Annotated in this window: 17 protein-coding genes; 9 read left to right on the top strand and 8 right to left on the bottom strand. The window is 33.0% G+C overall.

Annotated elements, in window-relative coordinates; genetic code table 11:
• The first annotated feature begins 90 nt into the window (after positions 1 to 90).
• Complete coding sequence (locus AC1DKZ_RS16595) at positions 91 to 441, top strand: hypothetical protein (protein WP_476996646.1); 351 nt, start codon at positions 91 to 93, stop codon at positions 439 to 441.
• Positions 442 to 1,014: 573 nt separating this feature from the next.
• Here the strand turns inward: AC1DKZ_RS16595 and AC1DKZ_RS16590 are convergent.
• Together AC1DKZ_RS16590 and AC1DKZ_RS16585 are read right to left on the bottom strand one after the other, a co-directional pair.
• Positions 1,015 to 2,451 carry an IS4 family transposase gene (locus AC1DKZ_RS16590; protein ID WP_476996645.1) on the bottom strand — a complete coding sequence of 479 codons (1,437 nt, stop codon included), beginning with the start codon at positions 2,449 to 2,451 and terminating at the stop codon, positions 1,015 to 1,017.
• Positions 2,452 to 2,609: 158 nt separating this feature from the next.
• On the bottom strand, positions 2,610 to 2,801 hold the full coding sequence (locus tag AC1DKZ_RS16585; RefSeq protein ID WP_002090657.1) for a hypothetical protein: 192 nt from the start codon (positions 2,799 to 2,801) through the stop codon (positions 2,610 to 2,612).
• 698 nt (positions 2,802 to 3,499) lie between these two features.
• On the opposite strand from AC1DKZ_RS16585, the gene AC1DKZ_RS16580 reads away from it, so the two are divergent.
• From AC1DKZ_RS16580 to AC1DKZ_RS16545, 8 genes are all read left to right on the top strand, one after another.
• Positions 3,500 to 4,273, top strand: coding sequence for a hypothetical protein (locus AC1DKZ_RS16580; RefSeq protein ID WP_476996644.1), 774 nt, complete (start codon positions 3,500 to 3,502; stop codon positions 4,271 to 4,273).
• Positions 4,274 to 4,380: 107 nt separating this feature from the next.
• Entirely contained in the window at positions 4,381 to 4,770 is a 390-nt protein-coding gene (locus AC1DKZ_RS16575; protein WP_427225526.1) for a hypothetical protein, read from the top strand.
• Positions 4,771 to 4,859: 89 nt separating this feature from the next.
• Positions 4,860 to 5,639: a hypothetical protein gene (locus AC1DKZ_RS16570; protein ID WP_427225527.1), complete on the top strand. Its 780-nt coding sequence runs from the start codon at positions 4,860 to 4,862 to the stop codon at positions 5,637 to 5,639.
• A 384-nt stretch (positions 5,640 to 6,023) separates the two neighbouring features.
• A complete protein-coding gene (locus AC1DKZ_RS16565; protein ID WP_476996643.1) occupies positions 6,024 to 7,118 on the top strand; it encodes a response regulator aspartate phosphatase in 1,095 nt (364 codons plus the stop codon).
• A complete protein-coding gene (locus AC1DKZ_RS16560; RefSeq protein WP_476996642.1) occupies positions 7,115 to 7,258 on the top strand; it encodes a Phr family secreted Rap phosphatase inhibitor in 144 nt (47 codons plus the stop codon). Before AC1DKZ_RS16565 ends, AC1DKZ_RS16560 begins: the two co-directional genes overlap by 4 nt.
• A gap of 375 nt (positions 7,259 to 7,633) precedes the next feature.
• Entirely contained in the window at positions 7,634 to 7,867 is a 234-nt protein-coding gene (locus AC1DKZ_RS16555; RefSeq protein ID WP_476996641.1) for a hypothetical protein, read from the top strand.
• 375 nt (positions 7,868 to 8,242) lie between these two features.
• Positions 8,243 to 8,875 carry a hypothetical protein gene (locus AC1DKZ_RS16550; RefSeq protein ID WP_476996640.1) on the top strand — a complete coding sequence of 211 codons (633 nt, stop codon included), beginning with the start codon at positions 8,243 to 8,245 and terminating at the stop codon, positions 8,873 to 8,875.
• A 73-nt stretch (positions 8,876 to 8,948) separates the two neighbouring features.
• Positions 8,949 to 9,275, top strand: coding sequence for a hypothetical protein (locus AC1DKZ_RS16545; protein WP_476996639.1), 327 nt, complete (start codon positions 8,949 to 8,951; stop codon positions 9,273 to 9,275).
• Between the two features lie 74 nt (positions 9,276 to 9,349).
• Here the strand turns inward: AC1DKZ_RS16545 and xerS are convergent, their stop codons facing one another.
• The 6 genes from xerS to AC1DKZ_RS16515 all read right to left on the bottom strand — a co-directional run bounded on the left by xerS (position 9,350) and on the right by AC1DKZ_RS16515 (position 16,547).
• Positions 9,350 to 10,435, bottom strand: coding sequence for a tyrosine recombinase XerS (gene xerS, locus AC1DKZ_RS16540; protein WP_476996638.1), 1,086 nt, complete (start codon positions 10,433 to 10,435; stop codon positions 9,350 to 9,352).
• A 218-nt stretch (positions 10,436 to 10,653) separates the two neighbouring features.
• Positions 10,654 to 11,703 carry a RelA/SpoT domain-containing protein gene (locus AC1DKZ_RS16535; protein ID WP_476996637.1) on the bottom strand — a complete coding sequence of 350 codons (1,050 nt, stop codon included), beginning with the start codon at positions 11,701 to 11,703 and terminating at the stop codon, positions 10,654 to 10,656.
• A 355-nt stretch (positions 11,704 to 12,058) separates the two neighbouring features.
• On the bottom strand, positions 12,059 to 13,180 hold the full coding sequence (locus AC1DKZ_RS16530) for an SAVED domain-containing protein (protein WP_476996636.1): 1,122 nt from the start codon (positions 13,178 to 13,180) through the stop codon (positions 12,059 to 12,061).
• A complete protein-coding gene (locus tag AC1DKZ_RS16525) occupies positions 13,131 to 13,673 on the bottom strand; it encodes a Mov34/MPN/PAD-1 family protein (RefSeq protein WP_476996635.1) in 543 nt (180 codons plus the stop codon). The genes AC1DKZ_RS16530 and AC1DKZ_RS16525 overlap by 50 nt, the downstream gene beginning before the upstream one ends.
• Positions 13,666 to 15,507, bottom strand: a complete 1,842-nt coding sequence (locus AC1DKZ_RS16520) for a ThiF family adenylyltransferase (protein WP_476996634.1) — start codon at positions 15,505 to 15,507, stop codon at positions 13,666 to 13,668. Before AC1DKZ_RS16520 ends, AC1DKZ_RS16525 begins: the two co-directional genes overlap by 8 nt.
• Positions 15,507 to 16,547 (bottom strand): nucleotidyltransferase domain-containing protein, encoded by a 1,041-nt coding sequence (locus AC1DKZ_RS16515; protein ID WP_476996633.1) that lies wholly within the window; start codon positions 16,545 to 16,547, stop codon positions 15,507 to 15,509. The genes AC1DKZ_RS16520 and AC1DKZ_RS16515 overlap by 1 nt, the downstream gene beginning before the upstream one ends.
• Between the last annotated feature and the right edge of the window lie 93 nt (positions 16,548 to 16,640).

The raw sequence follows: 16,640 nt of genomic DNA, 5'->3' as shown, positions 1-16,640 counted from the left end.
TGCGATTCGGATTAGTCATAAGTAAAACAAAAAGATCCTAGCTTGATTTATGAGCTAGGATCTTTTTGTTTTACTTAAAATGATTCATGTATGGTGCGTGAAGTTAATATGAAAATAAATGTAATTAATAGGATTGTAGCTACAATATCTGAAATTAATATGTTGAATGTTAAAAATTTAAGTCCGATTAAAACGGTTCCTATCCAAGTTGCAATAAGTAAGCTTGACTTTTTATCTATCGAAATTTTGAAATCTTTGATAGTAGATAGATCATTTTCTTTCCATGCAGACCAAAATGGAATAGAAAATAAAAATAGTAATGTGAAAGTTAATGAGAGAAATATTACGTATAGGGCTATACGCATTAGTGTTGATGGATCAATTAGCATAATATCAGCTACTTTCATTTTTATTTTTGATAAAGATACGCGCATATCCTAGTTCTAATGTATTATGTGGCTTAATTTGATGCAAGAAGAGTTTTCCCCTTAATTAAGGTTTGTCTCGTTAACGGTTTTGCCTAGTGATTTAAACACAGCTTTCACATTAGTAGTCTGATCCGTTGCTATTGATACTCGATGGGTTTGTCGACATACTCATCTTTGTGAACATTTTATGAACATTGTGTATTAGTAGGAGATTATGGTGGTCGATGCAAAATATAAAGAGCACTATCTAAATTAGGATGGCGCTCTTTTAATATAAAGGAATTAGGAAAGAAACTCTGTAAATTGACTTGAAATATAATCGTTCATTGTGGATTGGTGATATTCAATCCATTCTTCAGTGGTCATATTAAACACCCTGGCGAACTTTTTGGCGTATTTATGGACGGTTTTATGTGTTTCCTTAAAGCCATATAAATCTATGTTACCAGTGGTTTCCCCATGCCCATCAACTTAAGAACCCAAACAAAATGAACTTTCGTTCATATGAACGGAAAAACTCTTAAAATACTTTGTGTCCTTAAAAATGAGCATACCAAATAAACCTCAATCGACCCAATTTTAAAAATTATGCAATTTCCCTTTGTTTTTCCAATCCACTATACTCATAAATAACACCCAGGATATCAAAGACTGTTTTCTTCTCATATCGGTGAGACTTTCTTCCATTTTTCAGTAAGAGGTTGAATAGACGGCACAAGATTTTGGTTATTTTTTGAGTGTTTTGTTGTATTGCTTGATACAAGATGTATAGATGATCTTGTATCATTCCAATGGCTTTATATTCGCTTAATTCCTTTTGTTTCTTTTGTAAAATTAATTGTCTCATCTTAAACATAGTAGAAGAACATAGAAAAATAGCGATGAGTTTTCCATAAATGTGGCATTCTAATCGCTCTCGTTTGATATTTTGCCAATTATGAATTTGAAATAAGGATTTCCAAGTTTTAAAGATAATTTCAATCTGCCAACGAAGGGAATAAAAATCATGTATTTGTTCCATCGGAACCCATTCCAAAGGTGTATTGGTGACATAAATATTCATACCAGCTAATCGTTTGCTTTTCTCTGAGTACGTAATACCCTTTTTACTTTCCTTATACACTTGTTTTTTCTTACGTTCTCGAAGTTGCTTTTCAGTTAACCGATATATAATAACGCGTGTAAATAGTTTTTTATCCTTTCCAATATAAGGATCTGCTATTTCATAGACCTGTCCCGGTTTTAAGGTATTCATAATGTTTTCTAAATCAATCTTGATGTACTGAGATTGTTTTTTAGCTGTCCCATTTCGAAAGTATTCAGGAAACTCATTTTTGATATACACCATATTATTTAATTTCAGCCGCGATATATAATATCCCCCACGTTGATCCATCTGATCTAAATCGTCCAGTGAATAATAACCTAAATCTCGAATACATAAGTCGCCAGGCCGTAATGTCGCTAAACATTCTGTTCCAAAGGTTTTATCATTATTCTTCCCTGGTTCAACTTGAAAATTTAAAAACTGTCCACTATGTAAATCATATTCTAATTGAATCTTTATACCTGCTGTTTGTGCACAACCACCCGAGCCAGGATACACACTAGCTAAGTGTTTTGGTACTTGAAAAATTGTTGCATCTAAAATGCGAATCCGTTGAAAATGGGTAAGTGAAGAACTGGGAATCACTGAGGTTTCACAAACTTTATTTTTTAATAATGCAGAGAAAACATGTTTTAAAAAGCAAACAGCTTTTTTATTGAAGCGTTTATTTAGTCCTTCTGGACTAATAAGAGTTCCTGTAGCTGCATGTAGTTGACTACACAGTCTAACTAAAGAATCACTCGCTATCCGTTGACTCACCCAAACACAGATAGTGGCTAAGTCATGCCCTGAAAACTTACGCTTTCTTTGAACAAAATCTAATTCTCTAGCAAGCTCCTCTAAGAATGAAGGAGTAAAATATTGATATAATTCCTCAGCAAATAATTGGAGTTCATCTTGAATCGAAAGATTCATAAAAAATGCCATCCTTTCTGTATATTTCTACAAAAAGAATAGCGATTTTTTTGCTATATGGATACAAATTTATTTTAATTTGATGGTGATGGATGGTGACCACTATTAAAAAGATACTAACATACTTTATAAAATATAAGCATTTAAGAATCAAATTTTTAATTTGAATTACGCCCTTTTCCCTTAAGGGTCTTTACTATATTAATAAAGAAGATTAGTCCTACGGTAAAGAATGTAAGTGGATGTAGCCATGTTCTAAAATTAACCAAAGTTACAATAATCATTATTATAGAAGCTATAAAGCCTATAATATCAATGCTAGAAGATAGTTTCCCTTTTGTTGTTTTCATTTATAACATTTCCTCTCCAGATACAACTTTAATTTTAAATTCCCTATATAATAATAACACGGGCTTAGATTTTTAACTATTTTTTACATTAAATTACTTTCGTTGGTTCTGGTGCAAGAAATACTGTCATTGTGTACACTGGGGTATCTACCACATCGCCATCAACCGGAAATTTTATAGTACCCCCAGAACGAAATTTTGTGCTAACTTGTAACAAAAAAACTCATTTTTTCGTTTTGGGGTAATTCTAAATTCTTAAGTTGATGGGCATGGGGTTCAGCCGAGATACGTGTAAAAATGGGTCATAGGCTTACTTTTATTTCCAGCAGATGACCCGTTTTATTTTTAAACAGGGATATACAATGCCTTAAATTTACAATTTTCATTCCAAATTATAGTATATTTTTATTGGGTTTATGATAGAAATAAAATGTAGTATAAAACTTTTGGATAGAGGTGCAAAATTATAGTTGATAAAATTTTTTTAACAACACTTTCCTCTATGTCATTTGCAATTACTGAGTGTTCAGCGGTTATGTAATCCCTCAACAAGCCCCAATTATTACCAAAATTAACAAACCCAGTTTAGAAATTTTAGATAAAACATATAAGGTAGTAATTAGGGCTTAATTCCATGATAGAGGTGAGGTGAAGAACGATAATATTTTTATTCAACTTCTAAAAAGGAGAGGAAGCATTTGAAAGTTCTAAAAATTAATACGTTAATTTGTACGGTTCTGTTATTAATTGCTTCGACGGTATATTCCTCCAAAATAGTGGCTGCCAAAGGATATCAAAAAGAAGTGGTTGTGTTTGAAAAAAAAGAAATAAGTGATGAAGAAGTTCTACTTTCAAGGGCATCAGAAGGAATTACTGATAATCCTCAGATTGAAAAGAGATTAGAATCATTAGTTACTATAACAAATGAGAGCGGAACCATGATTCCGTTATCCAATTCAGATTTAAAAAGTACTACTGAAAGCCTTAAAAGAATTGTAAATGCTAACGGTGAAGTAGTGGATAGTTATGTAACTACATTTTTTGGAGAAGTATCAATTAATCCAAACGCAGGTGAGGTGGGTTATTTTGCTGATCATGGAGGGGGTGAATTAGACTCCACTTTATCAGTTTATTCGTATTCTCGTCTATATTATAACATTACCACAACTAATGGGAAGCAACATTATGGTTTAACTAAAGTAACAGGTTATTGGACATTACAAGATGCTACAACTGGGATTAAAAATACAAAGGTTAGAATTGGGCAAACAGGATTATCTGAAGCTGGAGGCGGTATAAATAGTGGTCAATATAAGGATTATTCAACAGGAACTTCCTTTACTATAATTCCCCCACAAACCTGGTTGCCAATATTCCAAGGGAAAGGTAACAAAATAGGTGCATACCAAACATGTACAATTACGGAGGGTTCCCAATCATGGAATGTAGGTTTTACTCATAATTTGTGGTAACCGTTTACAAAGAATAAGTTATTGGAAAAATGACTTATTCTTTTCAGTATATTTTGTTACCTCGTATTCGCAAATTTTACCATAAGCTATAACGAAGAGGTGATACGATGAAATCGTCAAAATTTATTGGATTATTATTTTGTGTTTCTACTTTTATGTTATTGGTTGGATGCAATCAAAAAGTCCTCAGTTTTAAAGGGGAAAGCGAAAATTGGATTGGTTCGTACAAAACACAGGTTTCAGAGGATAGCGAAGATGGTGCTTATGTTGTGAAGTACAAAGGAGAAAATCCAGAGAAAATAAAAGTATTAAATATTGTAATTAATGATGGAGAAAGCGATTTTAATGGTGATGGAAAGGCATTAGATGAAAATAATGAACTATCTTTTCCAAAAAAATGTACTGATTGTTTAACAACAAGAGAAGACAAGGAAATGATAATTGACATAAAGTGGGATGGTCATCATGAAAATATTACTCTGGAAAAAAAGGATTAATATAGCTTTCTAAACAAATTCCATGTATATGGTATAGCATTCAAAGGAATATAATAGCAAAATCTTTTGAAATCTGGGGGGGAATAAAAATGTATAAAAAAGTAAAGTTATCTATCCTAAGTATTATTATAGCACTATGTACATTTGCTCCATCAACTTTTGCTGCTGGAGGTTCTGAGTTAGAAAATAAAGAAGTAATTATCTTTGAAGCGCAAGAAATTAAAGATAATAATGCTCTTCTTTCAAGAGCGAAAGAAGGAGTTACTGATAATCTTGAATTAGATAAAAACATGAACACCCTAATGGAAGTTAAAGATAAGAATGGAAAAAAGGCTAATCTCTCCAAAAAAGATGTCCAAATTACATCACAAAAGCTTAAGGCTGTAAAAAAGGGAACAAAAGTTGTAGAAAGTTATGTTACAACAGTTTTTAGTGAGGCTACGTTTGAAAAGTCAAATGAAATTATTTCCAATTTAGGTTATGATTCAGGAAAAGGAGGATTAGATTCAACTCTTTCAGTTTACTCTTATTCGAGGGTTTATTATGAGATCGTAAAAGGTGGATCGGGAAATATTAATCACTATGATATAACGAAGGCAACTGGATACTGGACATTACAAGATGCTACAACAGGTATCAAAAATACAAATGTAACTCTCCAACAATGGGGGACGTCAACTATCGGCGGAAACCATTATGTTAACCATTCTAAGAAATTTGATGTGGGCACTTCTTTTAGTGTTGTAGCCGATGCTAAGTGGGAACCAGTAATAAAGGCGACAGGATCAGTAGTTAATGCAGTCATGCGCTGCACTATAACGGAGGGATCTAGTTCATGGAATGTAACTTTTGTAAATAGTGTTATTTAAATGAAAAAGTAGGGCCGGCACGATAAATCAAATAACCTCTTGTTTAATGATGAAAATGAAATTAAAGAAAAGTGTGAGCTAAAAAATAGATCTTTTAAAATAAAGCCCTGAATTTTCTGCTTAACGTAGAAAACTCAGGGTTTTTGCTTCCAAAAATGCCTTAGCAATATCCGAGTTTTTCCAGCTGGACCCTAAAAACATAAAATAGGTCATTACTGGAAAAAAAGTAAGCCTATGACCCATTTTTACACGTATCTCGGCGGAACCCCAAATAAGGTTTGACCCTAAAAAATTTTCTCAACATGAAAAATCGCTTGCGGTTAAAGGAATTGTGTTAATATTTAAATAATATGTAGGTAGTATATAAAGAGAGGGTGACGGGCGATGGAAACAAGGGATTTCACAAATACAGGATATACATTATTACAAGAATGGTATCTTGAAATGGTTTCGCAGCATACAGAAAAAACGATTGCCTTGAAACAAATTATAGATGAAAAATTTAATAGTATGAAAGAATATGACGATCTTTTAGATTATTACACCTTATTTAATTGTCGTTTCCAAATGTTAATCGGTAACTTTGAACATGAACTAGGAAGTCTTTCACATCTTCAGGAGCAACCTGATTCAAGATTGCAATACTATTATCACTTTTTTAAATTCATCTATACAACAGAAATGGGACAGTATCCAAAAGCAGAAAATCATTTGAGACTTGCAGAAGAATTACTACCAGTCCTTAATGACGAATTAGAAAATGCAGAGTTTCAATATAGAGTAGGCTTGTACCATTATTATTTATCACAACCCACTTTAGCGGTGAAACATACATCGAATGCCCTAGAATACTTCGAAAAAGATAAAGAATTACATTCGTTTCATGCGAAGGTTGGAGCGTGTAAAAATACAATAGGGATGTCCCTTATTACACTTGATCAGCATGCTATGGCAGAAGAATATCTAATATCTGCCTTAAGTATACTAGAGGATGAAAAGGAATCGAAAGCGGCCCTAACGGTTCGTTATAATTTAGGGGTTTTCTATTCGAATCAAAAGCTGTGGGAGATATCTCTACGACATTTAGAAGATGTATATGAAAAATTCAGTTCTCCCCGATTACCGTATCAGAAAAAAGGTGTACATACCTTAGCGGAAGTTCACTATAATTTAGGGAATTATGAAAAGGCAAGAATTTTTATTGCTGAAGGGTTAGAAGACTGTACGGAAGAATATCACCACCGTTATAATATCTTGAATGCTTTAGTTGATAAGGTTGCTATCGAAGAATTAGAGCCTATTGTTTTGGAAGCTATTGCTTATTTCAAAGATCAAAATATTTCGAAAGAAATTCAAAACTATTCTGAATTTTTAGCTAATGAGTGTTATAATGTAGGAATGAAAGATAAGGCTTCGGATTACTATCGTATGAGTTATGAAGCTAAAATTTCAATAAAGGAAAAGGGGTATTTAAGATGAAAAAGATCAAGATTTTCGTCCTAAGTCTAGTAACTGTCGCTGTATTATCTGTTGGATTAAATAACCCTGTGATTTATCAAGATGCAGCAAAAAAAGCACCTGTTGTACAATATATGACTGAACCAGGTGGAGGAATCTAGTAAAAGGTTCATTACCCCATTAAAAACCGATAATTATGATTCCTTACAAAAGCCCATCTCGTAAAGAAATGGGCTTTTTGTTACAAATCAGGTTAAAGGAAGTATCATATATTATATGTGTTACTGATAAAGGTAACATATATAATATCATTTAATTATTATATAATAATTAAAATTTTAAAGCATAAAGGAGATTGAATGATGAATTTGAATCTTTTGTTAGAAAAAGCAAATCAAATTGCTAAGGATCCTAATTTAAAAATAGAGAAATCTAATAATCTATACAATTTACCTACGTTTATTTGTTTAATATGGGCGGCTATATTCACACTGAATTATTACATGGGTAACAGTATCCTAAGTATAGGAGGTTCAATGCCCCCGTTAATTGTATTACTATTAACTATTGGTATAGGTACATTAACATTTATTTATACAATAATTGTTGCAATAGCAGGTTATGTTTATTCTGTTACAAAGGAAGTTCCACTAGATGAGTATATTATTAAATCCATATCAGGATTAATTTTTATTTGTATATTACTATTTTGGGAGAAAGGTTCTCAATTGTATACAGATATACTTGACTTTATAATTAATAAAATGTAAATTTGCTAGTTAATAAAAAGTAATTAAAAGCCGGTGCCAGCAGTTGGTACCGGCTTTTTGTAGTTAGAAAGCGGTATATAAAGTTGCGTATTAAAGTCAACAATGAATCGACCGGGAAATATACAGTTGAATTTGAATCTATAGATATACTGATAATAGAAAAATAAATGCAAGATACAAATGGTATAGCGAATGCTGCTGAAGTAAGCTACGAGTAGTTAGTCAAAGATGGTCAAAAAAATGTTTGACTTTGACTAACTTTGACTATATACTGATTTTAGAAAGAATTGGTAACTATGCAAGTCTGTTTTTCAAGACTTTCGGCCTGTTTGTTACATAAAATTCTATTCAATAAATGCATAGGAGTGTTAAACAATGAATGTAGAATTGAATGCATTACAACAAGAGCAACGTGCTGTAATTGAAACGAACTTAGAATTAGTCAAGCAAGAAATTAACGGACAGGCACACGAAGATCATAATCAGTTATTCGAACAAATGGCTGAGGTAGCACACGAGCTCCATATGTCACTTGAACCATACCCAAAACATCATCAGTATATGATAGAGAATAGTGGTATGCAGCCAGAAGAAGTAGGTTTTTACCGCAGTATTCATGCAGTTAAAGATTTATTGGCGTATTTGGACAATACAGATGCTAATAATGACCCAGAAGACCAAACGATGGGCGATTCATTCGAGATGTTAATTTATACACGTAGATGGGGACATGATGATCGTTATACGCTTACTCGTAACGAAGGTGGATGGCATGTTTCTCATCAAACATATGCGGGTCAATCGGAGAGAGATGCTCTTGGAGTTTTAATTCCGAGTTTACGTCACGACAGTGTTAAATATCCGCAGCAATTAGGTGATGTTATGGAGGATATCTGGAATCAAGCTGCTGAAGCTGGTTTGTCTCATGACGAGGTACAGAGCATGCTTAGTGAGGTAGCAGAGTGGATTAATGCCACAGAACGAGCTTATCCAACATTTGTACGATAAAATAATCGGGGCTTCCTGATTATTTTATCCCAATACGTTTAGTTTATATAAATTGAAATGGAGTGGAATAAGAATGAAAAAGAGTATAGTTGAAATGATTTTAAGTGCGATTACAAATAATATACCTGGTAAAGGGCTTTCGAACTACCTTTACCAACAAATTCAACAGTTAACATCACAAAAGGATATTGATGCTTTTTCAGCGGAATTGAAAGAACGTGTCAAGAATATTGGGACAGCATCTCAATTCGAGTTAGTGAATCTAGGTACAGCCCTATATGCGGCGTTTTCAGCTGATAGAGAATATAAAAAAGGCTGGGTTGTAGATGGATATTGGCAAGTCTATCACAAATGTAATGAAGCCAATAAAGCTGTATTAACAGGTGTTTCTGGTTGGTAAGGGTTTTTATCCGGAAGTAATAAGTTTGATTGTACAGAAACAGGCCATTTCCCTAACGGATATGGCCTGTTTTTTTATTCAAATTGTCTTCTTTCTAAACGATCAACAGCCTCTCGTTTTTTCTCGTTATTAATATTTGTATAGATACTAGTCACCTCAACAGAAGTATGACCAAGTTGGTCGCGTAGTAATACTAAGTCCTTGTTTTCTTTATAGTGATTTGTAGCGTAGGTATGTCGTAGTTTATGAGGGCTGCGTTTTTCATCAAATGCACTTGTGTATTTATCGAGTAACTTTTGTATAGCTCTAACAGTGAGCTGCGTATATTTCCCACTATAATTTGTGACGAAAAGTAAGTCTTCGTCTGTAGGGCAATTATATTTATTTGAACGAATCTTAATATATTCCTGAACATCATCTAAGCAAGAACGGGTAGCTAATATAGAAGACCTTTTATTCCCTTTACGAGTAACTTTCACGGCTCCTTGACGGAAGTTTATACTAGAGATAGTAAGGCTAGCTACTTCAGAAACTCGTAAGCCAGTGCCTAAAATGAGGCTTATGATTGCTATGTCTCTTTCTTTATCTCTCTGGAAAAAACTATATTTTCGTGGTGATACCTCTTTTAACATTTCGCCGTAATCGTTGGCTAAAAATTGAAGGAAGGCAACATCTTCATTATCATTAAATATCATATTTGCAACATCGTCTGCTCTTGCAGCCGCATCTATTTTTTCTTTGTGCAGTTCAATTTTCTCCATTACATTACGAGTTATGTAATTTTCCCCATGCTCATTTTCTGTATTCTGAGCCAAATATTTGAACAGGGATTTTAAAGCTGAGAAGGTCCTATTGATAGCTTTTGTTTCAATTCCTTCTCCCTGAAGGTATCTTTGGAACGATCTAGCTTCATTTAAAGGTAATGCTTCTAATGTTGTAATAGGTACATCACATATGTCCGCAACGACTTTGCCATTATCAATAGCAAGCCGGTTGTTAATAAGCCACTTTAAAAATTTTTCATATTCAGTCATGTAAGCATATAATGTAGCAGGGGAGAGCACTGTTTTCATTTCTGCATACTCTATGATATACCAGGGCATTTTACTTTTATGTTTTTCTATTAGTATTTTAAACTTTTCTTTTTCTTTATTACTCATGTTGTACACCTCAAATCGTATAAAGTTTAACTAGTATTCAAGCCAATTATTAGAATGTATAAGCCAGGATTTCATTTTAGTAAAGTTATAGATTACATATGGATACCCAGTAGTTTTTTGTAAATGAAGAGAGGTATCCGTATATGCTGGATACCTCTACTATACTTAATTATGTGAAAATCTTCAAACTGTTCGTTAAATACAATTTTAACGAACAGTTATTTCTGTTGATCTGCTTTTTTAACGAGTGCAGGATGTGTATAACCATTTAAATATCGCTTAATGTCATATGGTTCATCTGCTTTAAAATCAATAACTATTTGTTCGCCGGCTTTAAGTAGGGGGGATGAAGCAGGAATTGGCTTTTCTCCAAAAGTTATATAACTATTAAACCATCTATCTTTTGGTAATTTAAGTGGCATTTGGTCTTCGAGCTTTGCAACTTTTTCCTGCAACTCTTCTTTTACAGCTTTTTCAATATCATGGTCCTTCATCAGTGTGTCAAGTTGTGTTTTTAATTCATCAAATGATCTTTGTTTTATATTATTTTCAGCAACTAATTCTCTTATTACAGTCGCCATTTCGTCAGCACTTCCAGCAACTCTATTTAAAACTAGTAGCTGCTTAGTTAGATGGACGTCGTTCATATTATTAGGGTATCTTAGCTGATGGTCAATTTCACTCCAACCTTCTTCAAAGATTGTTCTTACCTGAATTTCTGCAATGTGAACGTCTTTTGTTGCTTGCGAACTTATTAAATAGTGCCATGAACGATAGCCAAATGGATGTACCTTGAATTTAAATAATTTATTATCTTCAGGTTCTTCTTGATTTGAGTAATCACCTTGACGGTAGTAGATGGTACATTTTTCTCTTAAATCCCAAGTTTCACGGACAAATATGTCAATAGGAGCTGCTTGGTCTTTGTAAAGATGAAGAACTCGAATTCCAATTAAATCTGTAATCTCTGATTTATAATTATTAACGTCAATGTTATAATCAGGATTTTTCTCCTTTTCTCTAATAATCTTTCTAATAATTTTATCAATTAAGTGTTCAGGATCTTTAACCCTAGACCTAACAGTATGGGCCGCTGGGTGAGTACGTAACGTCTTTGATAAATATTCTGCTGTGGCATTTAGTGATTCCTTATATGATAAGTAATCAGTATGTATTTCTAATAAACTAGCCCAACTAATTTCTGCAGTCTCGAACTCTTGTGTGTCTATGTTATATGCTTCAAAAAACTGTTGCTGAGTTAATTGCATTGAGTTCAGCTCCTTATTTATAGTATAGGAATATTATACCACATTATAAGTGTTCGTTAAATGAGAATTTAACGAACACTTGGATGATTGTAAGTTAACCTCCCCTCCTATTGCAAAAAGATTGAAGGAAGAAATGAAAATCTAAATCATTTCTATAAGGAACTCTAAACTATTAACAGCTCATATATGTGAAGATTGAATAATGCTCATTTACATGAATATTTTATTATTAGTAGCTAAATAGTTTAAAGTTTGTTGTCTTTCTAAAAACGATAAAAATATGAATACTTTTAAAAACACCATTTTGAAAAAAGATAATTCAAAATGGTGTTACTCTCATTATTAATAAAGCTTTTTATATGGACAACGCATATTGGTATTTAGGACTCATTCTATTATTGTATTGATATAAACATACTTCGCTCCAAATATTAGGGTTAATTCCTCTCCCTATTTCTATGGCAAGACCAGCTGGACCTGCATAGAATAAATGGATTTTGTTATAGTCGTTTTGTTGTAATAGTTTCTCTATGTCATCTTTTATTTTTGCTTGGATATTTACAACATCGTCTTTATACAATACCCTTTTTAATCCAGGTTCATCTATTTCAAAAGAGATAACATCAAATTCTTTTTCTAATACTTCTTCAACTGTCTTACTTTTAACTATACCACTTATTGATACGAGTACAGCTAGTTCATCGGACTCTTTAATGTCTTTAGAGCAAGTTAAAATAACATCTTTGTTAGTTCCAAAATTATCAGAAACCCATAAGCCTGTTTCTCTATTGAATTGATATATTGAATAAGGTACAGTATCGGTTAACAATGACCCTAGATGAATTAATAATGGGATAGGCGACAAAGGAAATATTTCTCCGACATGCGCATCTTTTTCTTTAATTTTTTGGAGAAACTTTTGATAAAGTTGTTCATTTCTTTCTTTTCCTTTTTCCCAGCCTTCTCTTGTAAAGTCATCGAACACGGTTTGGTCTTCTACAGCATCAAGAAGTATATACGGCGCCTCTCCATCGTATTCAATATCAGCTAAAGGACCACCCAATCTTTTGTGTATTAAAGCAATGCTTTTCTTTTTTTTAGACTCGGCCCAAGAAGCGACACGTTGTTCGTGCTCCTCTTTCATCTTAAATAATCTATCTGGTGGGAACTGATCTCTTGTGTGTGTATCATCTATACGTTTTGAATGAGTATAGCACATTAGCATTAGGTTAGATACGTTTTCTAGTGTCTCTTGTGTGTATCTGTATTCCTCCATAAATTCGTGACGTGCAGACCCTTTTGCGTGCCCAATAATATGTGCTTTTATCCCGCCGTTAGTTAAATTCCCGGACGAAGATTCTATCAATCTCCGATTACACCCTTCAAATGAACAAATTCCTCCACATGCTACCCACAAATGATAATCTTCAGCTGGACTCAATTGTCTTCTTCTTGTCTTTTTCACACCCTTTTCCAATGACTCTCCTCCTTTTTAGTTCAATTATAACTGGCTCTTCTCCACTTCCATACCATACTTTTAATTCCTCTATTCCAACTATAATAAAAAATAGACATCCATTTTCATAGCCGATTTTTAATAAACGATCCCAATCCGTTCTGTCAATGGAAGAAGGAATCGGTACTTTCTGTGGGTGAGTATGCCATTCTCCAAGATAAAAGCATCTTCCGTTCTCTCTTTCCCAAACACCGTTAAAATATTCTTGATGTCCTTCTACTTTCCTACTAAATCGAGTTCTCATTCGTTTGTCTTTTGGCATTGGTTCTGATACATCATCTATTATATAATTTCCATCCTCTACTAATATTCTTCCTATCAGAATCCCACCAGCTTCGGTATCCCTCCGTTTTATCTGCTTGTATTTATTCATCTTATCTAATGATTCAGGACGGATATACAATAACTTGTTATCAGGTAATATAAAAACCTCTTCTATTTTGTTGTTATTCATGCACATCACTACTTTCTTCGGAGCAAATGAGGCATTGAGCATCTTTATATAAATATTTTGTCTCATTTAATCTCTCGTTAGTAAATGAATAACGTGTCGTTTTTTTATAGTCATACTTTTCAAAAAGAAAATCATCCCCTTTCCATGATAAAAGCGGATTACCTTTTAGGCTTCCTAAAAGTATCTTGATCCCAGTATCTACAGTTAACATAGCGGAACGTTCACTGTCTAAGAAATTATATGGTGTAAATACAGAGCCACAACCGGTAATTGACTTAGCAAACTCTTGGAATGGCTCTGCGAATGCTGAACGGTTATAAATAGGTGTATCCTCATCTGGTTTAAATAGACATTGATAACAGCCTGTCCTTTCTTTATTCAATGTTATTAAAGTATGTCCTCCAATACCTAGTGGCTCCACCCAGGTATATATGGCAGGTGGAGGATTAGGTAATTTATGCAACCTTTCATTAATCATCATTTCTTTATTAGGGGAGCCTATTGCAACAATAATTAAATCTATACTATTCTTATTAATTTCTACTTCATCAAGTACAGTAAAAATACTTTTGTAGTAAGTCTCCACTATAGTAAATGGGTATTTTCTATTTATTTCTTCTTTAATTCCTCTTACCTTTGATTTGTTATAAATAGCTGTCTCTTTACCCAGATTGTATACTTGATCACCACCAAGTGCATGACGATGGATATTTTCTAGCTCTAATGTGTCATAATCGATTAGTGAAACTTTATTTACCCCAGCTTTCGCAAAACGCATAGCAATCTCACTTCCTACAGAGCCTACACCAGCAATCAATATGTGTTTATTATTTAATTCTGTATTTCCACCTGTCCGATTCAATAGATGATTGGGATGCCAACGATTAATACTGGCATTATATAATGTAGCATCTTTAGGTTTTGCAATAAATGGGTGTAGTTGCTTCATATGGCTACTATTTTTATGGGATCTTAAATGAAACATGGTCCCTTTTATTCCACAACCAAATAATGCAGTATTTCCGTTTGACATAGGTAATCCTATAATAATAAATTCTAAATTCGAACGAATATTTTCTACAGGTTTATTAATTAAACGATTTAACACTTTTGTGTTTCCTGTAGTTAGATTAGAAAAAACATTTTTTTTAAAATCTGCAAGATTCCACATTTCTTCATTTAATGGTGGTAATAACAAAGATTCTTCTTTTAAGGGAATATATATACATCTAAATTTATTATCGTCATTTACATTTATGTGAAAAAAGCAACTAATAACATTTTCTAAGTTATGATTTTTCTCCGCACTAACTATAATAAAATCATCATTTTTAGCTTTCGTACTCCATAAATCTAATTCCCTTACAGTCGGATTTGTGGTATCGATATGAGCAAATATATCTAACACCCAATTACGTTGCCAATAGACTTCGAATTCATCCGTGAAGTCTTTTTTATTTATCCCTTTTATTCCATCTTCCAATAATTTCACTACTTTTATCAGACAGTTTAATAGAATAGAAGCAGGGTACCTCGTATCTAAAACTAATGATTCGTTTCTAGTGAAACATAAAAAGCCATTGGATAGCTTGTGGGGAATAGAACCAAATAAATTTCTTTTATCATAAAATTTTGGTAATTCATTCGGGAATTTTTCAGGAAAACCAACTGTTATTATCGCATTTTTGCCACATATTTCTAGCTCTATTTCTGCAATTTTAACGCACCCAGGATATTCTTTTAAATTCGGTTCTTCCAATATGTTAAATGCACTAATAATGTTTTGGTTTATTTCTTCTAATTCCGATTTAATTTCTTCTAGAGCTAATGCCATTACCTTTCCTCACTCGCGGATTCTGAACTAGAAATAACTGCAGCAGCCATTGCCTTCTTTCCTGTAGTTGATTTTTCTGGAACGGGAAAATCATCACCAAATTGTTTTTTCAATATTTCTGCTGCGTCTGTAGGATCAGGTTTGCCTTTAGCTTCTTCTAATGCTTCTAGTAATGTCTCTAACTTCTCTTTAAAGGTTTTCATTTGTTTGTAAGACATTTTTTCAAATAGTTCTGGTTTTGGTTCTACAGGAAGGTATACCCTCAACCTAGGCATAAACTGGTACTCTTCATCGACTATCACGTACTCATCCTTAAAATTAGAAATCATATTAGAAACAATATTAATTAATGCATCAAGGTCTTTATATGTTATTTTACCGGTGAAGTAGTCTGTTTCTTTCTGTACAGTTAGCCAATGATAAACACAAGAAGTTAAAGCGATTCCTGTTGGCTTACCGTTAACGGAAGTGAACTTAATATCTTTCCATCTTTTTAAATACCGTACTACTCTTCTAAACTGTTTTCGGTCTTCTTTATCAGATAAATGATCTCGTATTTCTTTAATCAAGTCTTTAGGATTAGATTCATCCCAATATTTATCTTCTGGTTTACTTGTTGGCTTACCTTTTGCAAGATATACCTTACCGTCACTGTTATTAGAGGCGTATACTGTGACATCTACATGATATCCTGCAGCGTACGTAACCGTTACACAGGGATTCTTAATCTTTACATCAGATGTGTGACCAACAAGAGCGTTATAAATCCACTTTTTAGCATCAACGGGGTTTATGTCATCTTTTGACATATCAAAATATAATCCGACATCAATATCGTAATCAGAATCTAATGGTTTAATTCCTGTGTGCATGGCATAAGAACCTTGATTAAAAACTTCAAAACTATAATCAGTTTCTTCTGGTAGTTTATCTTTAATTCGTTTTATAATAATGTCTCTTTTACTACTTAAAATCTCATTTTCTTCCTTTAATTTAATATTATCGTGAAATTCAGTAAACTGTGATCTGCATTCAGCCATATTTTCCCCTCCTAAAGAATCTCCTAATACTATATTCAAAATTATATCATGAAAAGTACAAATGTTCGTATTTGTTTGTAATTGTAGTTTTGT

The organism is Bacillus sp. 05T21, from assembly GCF_056396785.1.
The sequence above is the reverse complement of the archived record's forward strand: the minus strand, read 5'-3'. Positions and strand labels throughout refer to the sequence as shown.

Excerpts from the sequence above, each read along its gene's own strand:
- AC1DKZ_RS16515 (WP_476996633.1), bottom strand. The coding sequence starts at position 16,547 with ATGGCTGAATGCAGATCACAGTTTACTGAATTTCACGATAATATTAAA.
- AC1DKZ_RS16550 (WP_476996640.1), top strand. The coding sequence starts at position 8,243 with ATGAATGTAGAATTGAATGCATTACAACAAGAGCAACGTGCTGTAATT.
- AC1DKZ_RS16555 (WP_476996641.1), top strand. The coding sequence starts at position 7,634 with ATGCCCCCGTTAATTGTATTACTATTAACTATTGGTATAGGTACATTA.
- xerS (WP_476996638.1), bottom strand. The coding sequence starts at position 10,435 with ATGAGTAATAAAGAAAAAGAAAAGTTTAAAATACTAATAGAAAAACAT.
- AC1DKZ_RS16595 (WP_476996646.1), top strand. The coding sequence starts at position 91 with ATGGTGCGTGAAGTTAATATGAAAATAAATGTAATTAATAGGATTGTA.
- AC1DKZ_RS16535 (WP_476996637.1), bottom strand. The coding sequence starts at position 11,703 with ATGCAATTAACTCAGCAACAGTTTTTTGAAGCATATAACATAGACACA.
- AC1DKZ_RS16560 (WP_476996642.1), top strand. The coding sequence starts at position 7,115 with ATGAAAAAGATCAAGATTTTCGTCCTAAGTCTAGTAACTGTCGCTGTA.
- AC1DKZ_RS16585 (WP_002090657.1), bottom strand. The coding sequence starts at position 2,801 with ATGAAAACAACAAAAGGGAAACTATCTTCTAGCATTGATATTATAGGC.
- AC1DKZ_RS16525 (WP_476996635.1), bottom strand. The coding sequence starts at position 13,673 with ATGAATAACAACAAAATAGAAGAGGTTTTTATATTACCTGATAACAAG.
- AC1DKZ_RS16575 (WP_427225526.1), top strand. The coding sequence starts at position 4,381 with ATGAAATCGTCAAAATTTATTGGATTATTATTTTGTGTTTCTACTTTT.
- AC1DKZ_RS16565 (WP_476996643.1), top strand. The coding sequence starts at position 6,024 with ATGGAAACAAGGGATTTCACAAATACAGGATATACATTATTACAAGAA.
- AC1DKZ_RS16520 (WP_476996634.1), bottom strand. The coding sequence starts at position 15,507 with ATGGCATTAGCTCTAGAAGAAATTAAATCGGAATTAGAAGAAATAAAC.
- AC1DKZ_RS16590 (WP_476996645.1), bottom strand. The coding sequence starts at position 2,451 with ATGAATCTTTCGATTCAAGATGAACTCCAATTATTTGCTGAGGAATTA.
- AC1DKZ_RS16570 (WP_427225527.1), top strand. The coding sequence starts at position 4,860 with ATGTATAAAAAAGTAAAGTTATCTATCCTAAGTATTATTATAGCACTA.
- AC1DKZ_RS16545 (WP_476996639.1), top strand. The coding sequence starts at position 8,949 with ATGAAAAAGAGTATAGTTGAAATGATTTTAAGTGCGATTACAAATAAT.